Origin of the sequence: Halorubrum shenae (assembly GCF_051194165.1) — an archaeon.
Taxonomy (GTDB): Archaea; Halobacteriota; Halobacteria; order Halobacteriales; family Haloferacaceae; genus Halorubrum.
On sequence record NZ_JBLZNI010000035.1, the window covers coordinates 1 to 8,941 of the forward strand.

Sequence of the window (8,941 nt, forward strand, 5' to 3'; positions counted from 1 at the left end):
GGCGGTTGTCCTCATGCGTGAACCCACAGTCCGTCCGAGAACAGCGTTGAGACGTGTGGTTCGGCTCGACCTGCTCCGCCGAGACACCATTCTCAGGTGCTTTGTAGGAGACGTACTCGACGAGGCGGCGAAACGCCCACACGTGGTGCCACTTCGCGTGCGGGACTCGCTCTCGAATGTCGGTTAACTCCTCGAACACGAGTACGTCGCAGTCATGCTCAACGGCTTCTGAGACGATCTCGTTGGCGACCGTGTGGATGTACTGTTTCCGCCACGCTTCTTCGCGCTTTCCGAGTCGAAGCAGAGCGGTGTGCGCGGCTTGCGTCCCGCGCTGTTGCATCTCTCCGCGCCGCTTCTCGAACTCACGGCACCGGTGATCGTAGTCGTCACCCTGCCAGAAGCGTCCGGTGGAGGAGACGGCGAGGCTGTTCACACCGAGGTCGATACCGAGGACTGTCTGGTGCCCGGTATCTGCCGAAGCCTCTGTGTCGTCACCGTCGTCGCCTTCGGAGTCGTACTGGAGCGTGCTCGCTCGGAACTCGAACTTCTCTGACAGCACGTACCGTTCGTACGGTGTGGGGCTGTCCGAGGGAAGTTCAAACTCACACTCGATGCGTCCGTTGACAGTCGAAAGCGAGACGTTATTCCGGTAGAACGTCGCGCTCCGTTTGTCGTACAGCATACTCCATGAGGTGAACTCAGGTCGGCTTACTCGCTTCCCGTTTTTCCACCGGTCAACGCACCCCTTGACGGCGTGGACGCCGCGCCGGATGGCTTCTTGAACGAGGTTTGCGGTGAGGTCGGTTTCCTCGCGGAGTTCGTCGTAGAGCGCATCCCGTGCAGTCGTGTTGGCCGTTACGCATTTGCTGTAGGAGTCGTCGGACCAACAGAACTCGGCGGCACGATTGGCGCAGTGAAGGAATTGCCGAGCAGATTCGTGGAGATCGTCGCGTCGCTCGTCGGGGACGACGAGCTTGACGGGTGCAGTACGCCGGACCTCCATGTTTCAGATGTGAACCTGTCAGTTCTTAATTATTCGGGAGTCGAGTGGTCGCCGTGTGCCGGTTATGTCGGTCCATGTCGGTTTTCTCTCCGGCCTACTCGCTCCCTCCGGTCGCTCCTTGAGGCCGGAGGCTCCACCTCGAAAATGCTGAAACAGTTGGATTCACGTCAGAAATCACCTTCTCGTCGATCTCGCTCAAGCCGACTCCGACGCTACCTGTCTGTACCACTACCTTCGTCGCTAACACGTCCCCCAGCTCCGCCTGTCCAGTCGCGATCAGCCGGACGTAGCCGAGGTACGGGATGCGAACTCGCGCGACTCCTTTCACCCAGTCGGATCTGACTGGTGCGGCGAGCCCACTCGCTTGATCGTAGTTTCCGTTGTTGTCGCCGAGCGTAATGAACCCGTCGTGGGGTGCGGGACAGTGTGTGAGATCGCCACAGCTGGCGGCGCTGTGGTATCGATCGTCGGCACGGTCGTACCAGTTCTCGCCCTCCTCCACGTGAAACATCGCCCGATGGATGATCGGCGAGGCCGTCCGCCCGGGCGGCCGGTAGATCACCACCGAGCCGTAGGACCCGAACGTTCGGTAGTCGACAGCTTCACCGACTTCGTGTGTCACCACGCCGATATCGTTGTCGGCGGCGTCGGGCGCGAGTCGCCCCGGTTCGGTGACGAAGACGAGGTCGCCGACCTTCATATTCGGTTCCATGCTCCCGGACTCGACCGCGACCATCGGCGGCCACACGCCGCTGACACCGAACAGGATCAACCCGATCACGAGTACGATAGCCACGCTGGAGAGCATCTCTCGGATCCACATCAGTAGCCCCTCTCTGTCGTGGCGGAACCGGTACAGGAGTCCCTCGTCGGAGGCGCCCGCCGTTCGGTTCGTTGCGACTCGCTCTCGACTCGTTTCGCTCCGATCGCTGGCGTGTCGATCCCCGGCGAGCCGACTACGCTCACCCGGCCTCCCGGCGGTGCCTCCAGGATCTTCTGAATCGCTCTCGATGTCCTCTTCGACACCCGGACCGGTATCCTGCTCGACACCTGAATCGGTGTCTTCCTTAACACTCGGGCCGATACTCTCCTCGGAAAACGCCTCGGTATCGTCGTTTCCGTCGTCGCCGTCGCCCACACTGGCGTCGGTGGGATCGCCGTCAACGAATCGATCGTCGCCGGAATCGTCGGTCCCGGTATCGATGTCCGCCGACTCGGTCTCCCGGTCGGATTCGCCGCCTCCGTCCGACCGATCCCCTTCGTCCATTACGTTCGCGTTGACGGGTTTCGGTCATAAGCTTCCGGGTCCCGATTGTCGATGTGTTCGACGAAAGACTGGCTCCGGAACCGTTTTGGGCCGCCCTCTCGTTTCAAATGTCGTGCCGCAGGAGTCGAACGCTCGGATCGCTAAGGAACTCGCCAGACACGGATACAACGCCGAACGCGAAGCTATCACCCTCTTAGCGAGCGCGCCAAACTCCGCCAAAGCCGTCGAATCGGTCGTCGACCGCGCTCCGGACGACGCCCTGCGCATCACGTCCGATCACGTCCGTGCCGTCACGAGCGACCGATCCGGTTCCAGTGCGGATTCGACTGCTCCCGATGCGGATCCGACTGCTTCCGAAGCCGCTCCGACCGCCTCTGACGCCGAACCGGCAGCCTCTGACGCCGAACCGGCAGCCCCTGACTCCAAATCGACTGACCCTTCCGCCGACTCGACCCATGAATCGTCTCCAACCCGTACCACCCACGAATCGGCCTCTTCGACCTCGACGACCCGATCTCCAGTCGAAACAGAGGGGTCTTCTTCAGACATCGAATCCCGCTCTGACCGCAACACCGACACCGTCACCGACAGCGCCCCCCACCACGACCCCGATCTGCGGGATCTGGTGGTCGGCAACGATATGACCGGTCGAAGCACCGGTACGGGTGAGTACGACGACTTCGTCCGGACGTTCCGAGATCGCTACGAGCGGCTCTCGAAAGTCCTGCGCGGTCGCGTCAACCACCGCCCCGCCGAGGCGATCGCGGACATGCCCGGCGGGAGCGACGCCGCGATGATCGGCCTCGTCAACGACGTCCGGTCCACCAAGTCCGGCCACTGGCTGATCGAACTCGAGGACACGACCGGGACGTTCCCCGCGCTGGTGATGAAAGACAAGGGACTCGCCGACCTCGTGGACGAGATCCTGATGGACGAGTGTCTCGCCGTCGAGGGCACGCTCGCGGACGACTCCGGCATCCTGTTCGCCGACTCTCTCCACTTCCCGGACGTTCCCCGAACCCATCGGACCGGAGGCGCCGACCGTCACGTCCAAGCCGCGCTGATCTCCGACATCCACGTCGGCAGCGACGAGTTCATGGCCGACGCGTGGAGCAGCTTCACCGACTGGCTCCACACGCCCGAGGCCGAACCGGTGGAGTATCTGCTGCTCGCCGGCGACATGGTCGAAGGTGTCGGCGTCTATCCCGGTCAGGACGAGGAACTCGAGATCGTCGACATTTACGAGCAGTACGAGGCGTTCGCGGAGTACCTCAAAGAGGTACCGGCGGACACCGAGATCGTGATGATCCCGGGCAACCACGACGCGGTTCGACTCGCCGAGCCCCAACCCGGGTTCAACGACGAAATCCGCTCCATCATGGACGTCCACGACGCGCAGATCGTCTCGAACCCGGCCACCGTCTCCGTCGAGGGCGTCGAGGTGTTGATGTACCACGGCGTCTCGCTCGACGAGGTGATCGCGGAGCTCCCCGAAGAGAAGGCGAGCTACGACGAACCCCACAAGGCGATGTACCAGCTCTTAAAAAAGCGCCACGTCGCCCCCCAGTTCGGCGGCCACACCCGGGTCGCGCCGGAGGAGCGCGACTACCTCGTCATCGAGGACGTACCCGACGTGTTCCACACCGGTCACGTCCACAAGCTCGGGTGGGGGAAGTACCACAACGTCCTCGCGGTCAACTCCGGCTGCTGGCAGGCCCAGACCGACTTCCAGAAGTCCGTCAACATCGATCCCGACGCCGGCTACGCGCCCATCCTCGATCTGGACACCCTCGAGATGACCGTCAGAAAGTTCGCGTGACTCCACGGATTCCAGCGACCTCCCGCGACGCGTCCGACAGTTGAAATACCATCCCGACTCCAGCCCCGCCGTGACTTGAACGTCACCCGCGGCGAACTGGGCGGGAGCGCGACGCACCGTCGCGGGCAACGACTCCGAAGCCACGCGTCGCCTGTTCGCCATCGACGCTCTCGCCATCGAGAGGCATCGCGGACCGACTACCGGTCAATCTCGACGCGACCGCTGGTCGCGCTGTTGAGCCGCTCCACGAGCGACTCCACTTCGGGTACCGGAACCCGAAGCACGAACCGCACGCGCTCGTCGTAGTCGGCGTCGAACTCGACGCCTTCCGACTCGATCACGCCCCGGACCGTCCCCGAGTCGTCGTACGCTGTCTCCACGACCAGTCGCCGGTGCGGTCGCTCCTCGATCACGCCGGCCTCGTCGACCCCGTCTTTCACCGCCCGCGAGTAGGCACGCGCGAGTCCGCCGACGCCGAGGTTCGTCCCGCCGTAGTACCGGGTTACCACCGCGACGACGTTCCGGATCTCGCGCTGTTGGAGCACGTTAAGCGCCGGCTTCCCCGCCGAGCCGGTCGGCTCGCCGTCGTCAGAGGAGTACTCCCGGAGCATGACCTCGCTGCCGGGCGTCCGGGCAGAGGCCTCGCCGGCGGGAACCCGGTACGCCGGCACGTTGTGGGTCGCGTCGTCGTACTCGGTCCGGACGCGATCGATGAACGCCTCGGCCGCCGCTACCGTGTCGGCCGGCGAGACGTGCCCGAGGAACTCCGAGCCCTGCACCTCGAACGCCGCCGTCGCGGACTCCTCGACCGTCAGGTACGTCTCGGTCATGCGCTGTCCTCGTCGGCCGCGGCCCCCTCCCGCCGCTCGATCACGACGCTCGTCGGCGGCGCGAGCCGATACAGCGCGAGGAACGCGACGATGCCGACGATCTCTGCGCCCTTGCCGACGATCGCGAGCGGGTCGCTCACGAGTGCCGCCGCGACACCGCCGCCGTGCCATCCCGCGTAGCCGACGAGGAACGCCGCGAGCGTGCCGGCGCCCAGCGCGTACAGCCGCCGGTACTCGTCCGCGCGCAGCGTCGCGACCGCGACAGCGACCGTGAACACCCCGCCGAGCAGAAACACGTAGGGGCGCGCGTCGGTGGCCCCACCGAGCCGTGGCCACGCCCACAGGAAGTGGACGGTCGCGCTCAGCGCCGCGGTCTGTGCGGCCACCGCCCGAAGGAGACGTTTTCGCGTCGCGTCGCGGCCGGAGTACGAACGGTCCGAACCGATTCCCGTCGCGCTCGTCGAGTCACTCTCACGGCTCGTCGGGTCACTCTCACGGCTCATCGGGTCATTCCCAAGGGTGGTTCCCCGGCGTGTCGGGCCACAGCGGGTACCAGTAGGACTCGTCGTCTTCGAGCCCGAGCTCCCCGTCGAGAACGGACTGGAGTTTGAACTCGACCTGCTGGTTCCGGTCGTTCGTCCCCTTCGGCGAGAACGGGTAGTACGCGCCGCGTCGGAACGAGTAGATCCAGTAGGCGTCGACGCCGTCGCGTTCGAACCCGAAGACAGCGGCGAGTAGGCGGGAGCCGAACCCCTCTTCGATGAACTGGTCGGCCGCGAAGTGGATGCTCGTCACCAGGTCTTCCGGGTCGTCATCCTCCAGCACGAACCACTGGTAGCCGTGGTCGTCCTCGTGTCGGTGAAACCCGGTTCCGGTGTCGATCTCGCCGGCCTCCAGAATTGCCTCGACCGTCTCGACCGCGTCGTCGAACCGGGTGCTGTCGACGCCGGAAAAACACAGCGCGGCCTCCCCGCAGTGGTCGTAGCTGAGGTCGGCCTCCATCGTCATGTACGCGGTCGACATCCCGAAGAGGTCCTCGGGGTCGGCCTCGCGGGTCGCGTCTGTCTCGGCGCTCGTCCCGAGTACGGCGCGGATCGTGTCGAAGATGCCCATCTATGGGCACGGCTAGGTGACGCGGGGTTTAGGGGTTTCCGTCGGGAGCGCGAGTTCCTCGTCGCCCCCGCTACTCTTCAGACTCCTCGACGGGGTCGAGGTACGCCAACACACCGCGCGCGTTCAGGCTCGCGTCGGCTCTGGCGCGCTCCGGGTTCCAGAACTCCACCTCCCGGCTCGCCTCTTCGAAGTACTCGACGACGGCCTCGTCGTCGCCGAGCGCCTCGCGCTTCTCTCGGACGGCTTCGACCCATTCGACGTACGCCCGCTTCCCCTCGCCGATCAGCGACGGCTCGTACTCGCGCGGACCGAAATGGCCGAAACAAAGGTACTCCGGGTCGATCTCCTCGATCGCCGAGAGGTCTCTGAGACACTGATCAAGGTCGAACTGCGGCGGCGGCGAGGTGGGACGAACCGCGTCGACCTCCGGGACGTAGATCCCGGCGGCGTCGGCCGTGAAGATAACGTCGGCGTCGGGCTCGTGGTAGAACGCGTGGTGGGGTGCGTGACCGGGCGCTTCGTGGACGACGAGCTCGCGGTCGCCGAGGTCGATCCGGTCACCCTCGACGAGCCCCGCGATGCGGTCCTCGGGGACGGGTGCGGGTTCGTCGTAGTACTGCCACTGGTCCTGCACGGCGGATTTCGTGCCGGCGACGAGCGCCCCCGGATCGACGAGGTGTCGGACTCCCTTCTCGGGAACGCGGACCTCGGCGTTCGGGTAGCGCTCGGCGAGGTGGCCCGCGCCGCCCGCGTGATCGAGGTGGGCGTGGGTGGGAAGGATCCACGCCAGCTCCTCGCGGTCGATCCCGATCTCGTCGAGCGTCTCGAACAGCCCCTCGCGGTTCGCTCCCGTGCCGGTGTCTATCACGACCGGCCGCTCGGCGTCGTACACGTACACGGCTCCGTACTCGTCGGTGTCGTACATCCCGGTGTCGTGGACATACAGGTCCGGCACCCCGCCGACTGCCTCGAACTCGCCTGCGTGCATGTCGACACGACTGCCGCGCGACGACTTTTAACGATCGGTCGGGGCGAAGCAGCTCGGAGAGATTGACCGCCGGGTCGTGGCGGATCCTTATGGTCGCTCCGCCCGACGGGTCCGTATGCGCGCGCTCGTCACCGGGGCCACGGGATTCGTTGGGAGCCGGCTCGTCCCGGCGCTCCTCGACAGGGGTCACGAAGTGATCGCTCTCGTCCGAGATGCCGATGGGTACGCCCCGCCTGCAGACGTTCACGTCGTGGAGGGCGATCTCCTCGAACCCGACACCTTACCGCCTGCGTTCGAGATCGACGGCGAGCCCGTCGACGCCGCCTACTACCTCGTTCACTCGATGGACGGCGGTCCGGGCTACGAGGAGCGGGACCGCAACTGCGCTCAGAACTTCGTCGAGGCGGCGTCGGACGCGGGTACCGATCGGATCATCTACCTCGGCGGACTCGGCGAGGACCGAGAAGACCTCTCCGAGCACCTCAAGTCCCGCCGCGAGGTCGAACAGATCCTCGGAACCGGCGACCCGGCGCTCACGACGCTCCGGGCGGCGATCATCGTCGGCGCCGGCAGCGCGAGCTTCGAGGTGATTCACGGACTCGCCAGCAGGCTTCCGGTGATGACCACGCCGAAGTGGGTCGACACCCTCTGTCAACCGATCGCGATCGACGACGTGGTCGGCTATCTCCTCGGCGCTCTTGAGGAGCCGGCGACCGCCGATGACACCTTCGAGATAGGCGGTCCGAGCGTGTTGACGTACGCGGAGATCCTCCGTCAGACCCGTCGCCAGCTCGGCCACAGACTGTGGATAATCCGGGTGCCCGTGTTGAGCCCGGGGCTGTCGGCGAGGTGGCTCCGGCTGGTCACCGACGTGAACCCCTACCTCGCGCGCTCGCTCGTCGAGGGACTCCGCAACACCGTGATCGTCGAGGACGATCGGATCCGCGATCTCGTGCCGATCGACCAGACGCCGTTCGAGGTTGCGGTCGCGCGTGCGATCGACGAACTGAATCAACCGGAAGAGGCTCGGTCGTGAGCCGAAACTACGGTGAGACGTGGGTCTACGAGAGTCTCGTCGGCGGGATTCCCGGGCTCGGTATTTCCCGGTCGCTCGCGGTCGGTATCCAGTTTGTCCTGTTCGAGGTCGGCGTGATCGCGCTCGGCTGGTACTACGGGCTGTGGGACGCGGTCCTCGCCGGGAGCGTCGCCGTCGTCGTGGCGGCCGTCGGCAGTGTCGAGATGCACCGACTCGGTGCGATCAACCGTCGCCTTCCGACGCCGGCGTCGCACAAGCGACTGCTGTTCGGGTCGAGCATCGAGATCGTCCTCGGGGTACTGGCGTTCATCGCTCTCGTCACGTACATGATCGCGTGGGACGGCGCCCTGATCGAGCGCCTGTTCGGGACCGATCCGCCGGTACCGGTCGTCTACCTCACGCTGCTAATCCTCTGGGATCTCACCTACCGAATCGGCACCTCGTGGTGGAGCGCGGTCATCGCGTTGTGGCGCGCGGTCCACGTGGACCTCCCACCGGCGGCGACCTCGCGAGTCAGACGGCTCGACGCGGAGAACATCGCGTTCTCGGCGATTCAGCTGGCGCTCGTTCCCTTCCTGCTCGAGGAACCGGTCCTGCTCGGGGCGGTCGTCGGACACGTTTTCGCGGTCGCGATCGTCTGTTCCGCGGCGATCGCGCTGTCTTGAGTGCGTCGTCACGACTCAGCGACGGATATCGATCTTGCTCACGGGATCTGCCGAATCAGAGAAAAAGGTCGTGAACCGCCGACTCACTCGCCCTGTAGCTCTTGGAACTTATAAAAAAACAAGGAGAATACCTGACCCTTTAGGGTCAGGATGAATCCGACAACGCCTCCACAATCCACCATCGATGGCAGGGCCGGATATTCCACCGTTCTCAACCCGG

At 65.2% G+C, this 8,941-nt stretch carries 9 protein-coding genes; 3 read left to right on the plus strand and 6 right to left on the minus strand.

Annotation, left to right across the window (positions count from 1 at the left end):
* Both ACNS88_RS17365 and ACNS88_RS17370 read right to left on the minus strand, forming a co-directional pair.
* A partial coding sequence (locus tag ACNS88_RS17365) for an RNA-guided endonuclease InsQ/TnpB family protein (protein WP_435100536.1) occupies positions 1-1,003 on the minus strand: 1,003 nt, incomplete at its 3' end.
* 94 nt (positions 1,004-1,097) lie between these two features.
* Positions 1,098-2,270, minus strand: coding sequence for a S24/S26 family peptidase (locus ACNS88_RS17370; RefSeq protein WP_435100539.1), 1,173 nt, complete (start codon positions 2,268-2,270; stop codon positions 1,098-1,100).
* A gap of 112 nt (positions 2,271-2,382) precedes the next feature.
* On the opposite strand from ACNS88_RS17370, the gene ACNS88_RS17375 reads away from it, so the two are divergent.
* Complete coding sequence (locus ACNS88_RS17375) at positions 2,383-4,089, plus strand: DNA-directed DNA polymerase II small subunit (protein WP_435100542.1); 1,707 nt, start codon at positions 2,383-2,385, stop codon at positions 4,087-4,089.
* 197 nt (positions 4,090-4,286) lie between these two features.
* Here ACNS88_RS17375 and ACNS88_RS17380 read toward each other — a convergent pair whose 3' ends face one another.
* The 4 genes from ACNS88_RS17380 to ACNS88_RS17395 all read right to left on the minus strand — a co-directional run bounded on the left by ACNS88_RS17380 (position 4,287) and on the right by ACNS88_RS17395 (position 7,020).
* Positions 4,287-4,919, minus strand: coding sequence for an IMPACT family protein (locus ACNS88_RS17380; RefSeq protein WP_435100545.1), 633 nt, complete (start codon positions 4,917-4,919; stop codon positions 4,287-4,289).
* Complete coding sequence (locus ACNS88_RS17385; protein ID WP_435100548.1) at positions 4,916-5,422, minus strand: hypothetical protein; 507 nt, start codon at positions 5,420-5,422, stop codon at positions 4,916-4,918. Before ACNS88_RS17385 ends, ACNS88_RS17380 begins: the two co-directional genes overlap by 4 nt.
* Before the next feature lie 4 nt (positions 5,423-5,426).
* A complete protein-coding gene (gene pspAB / locus ACNS88_RS17390) occupies positions 5,427-6,032 on the minus strand; it encodes a PspA-associated protein PspAB (RefSeq protein ID WP_435100551.1) in 606 nt (201 codons plus the stop codon).
* A gap of 70 nt (positions 6,033-6,102) precedes the next feature.
* A complete protein-coding gene (locus ACNS88_RS17395; protein ID WP_435100554.1) occupies positions 6,103-7,020 on the minus strand; it encodes an MBL fold metallo-hydrolase in 918 nt (305 codons plus the stop codon).
* A 115-nt stretch (positions 7,021-7,135) separates the two neighbouring features.
* Between ACNS88_RS17395 and ACNS88_RS17400 the strand changes: the two genes are divergently transcribed.
* Both ACNS88_RS17400 and ACNS88_RS17405 read left to right on the plus strand, forming a co-directional pair.
* Complete coding sequence (locus ACNS88_RS17400) at positions 7,136-8,056, plus strand: NAD(P)H-binding protein (RefSeq protein WP_435100557.1); 921 nt, start codon at positions 7,136-7,138, stop codon at positions 8,054-8,056.
* Positions 8,053-8,721 carry a DUF7530 family protein gene (locus ACNS88_RS17405; RefSeq protein WP_435100560.1) on the plus strand — a complete coding sequence of 223 codons (669 nt, stop codon included), beginning with the start codon at positions 8,053-8,055 and terminating at the stop codon, positions 8,719-8,721. The genes ACNS88_RS17400 and ACNS88_RS17405 overlap by 4 nt, the downstream gene beginning before the upstream one ends.
* Positions 8,722-8,941: the final 220 nt, after the last annotated feature.

What these genes read in the sequence shown, in the direction of transcription:
- ACNS88_RS17370 (WP_435100539.1), bottom strand. Translation starts at nt 2,270, where the DNA reads ATGGACGAAGGGGATCGGTCGGACGGAGGCGGCGAATCCGACCGGGAG.
- ACNS88_RS17380 (WP_435100545.1), bottom strand. Translation starts at nt 4,919, where the DNA reads ATGACCGAGACGTACCTGACGGTCGAGGAGTCCGCGACGGCGGCGTTC.
- ACNS88_RS17385 (WP_435100548.1), bottom strand. Translation starts at nt 5,422, where the DNA reads ATGAGCCGTGAGAGTGACCCGACGAGCCGTGAGAGTGACTCGACGAGC.
- pspAB (WP_435100551.1), bottom strand. Translation starts at nt 6,032, where the DNA reads ATGGGCATCTTCGACACGATCCGCGCCGTACTCGGGACGAGCGCCGAG.
- ACNS88_RS17395 (WP_435100554.1), bottom strand. Translation starts at nt 7,020, where the DNA reads ATGCACGCAGGCGAGTTCGAGGCAGTCGGCGGGGTGCCGGACCTGTAT.
- ACNS88_RS17400 (WP_435100557.1), top strand. Translation starts at nt 7,136, where the DNA reads ATGCGCGCGCTCGTCACCGGGGCCACGGGATTCGTTGGGAGCCGGCTC.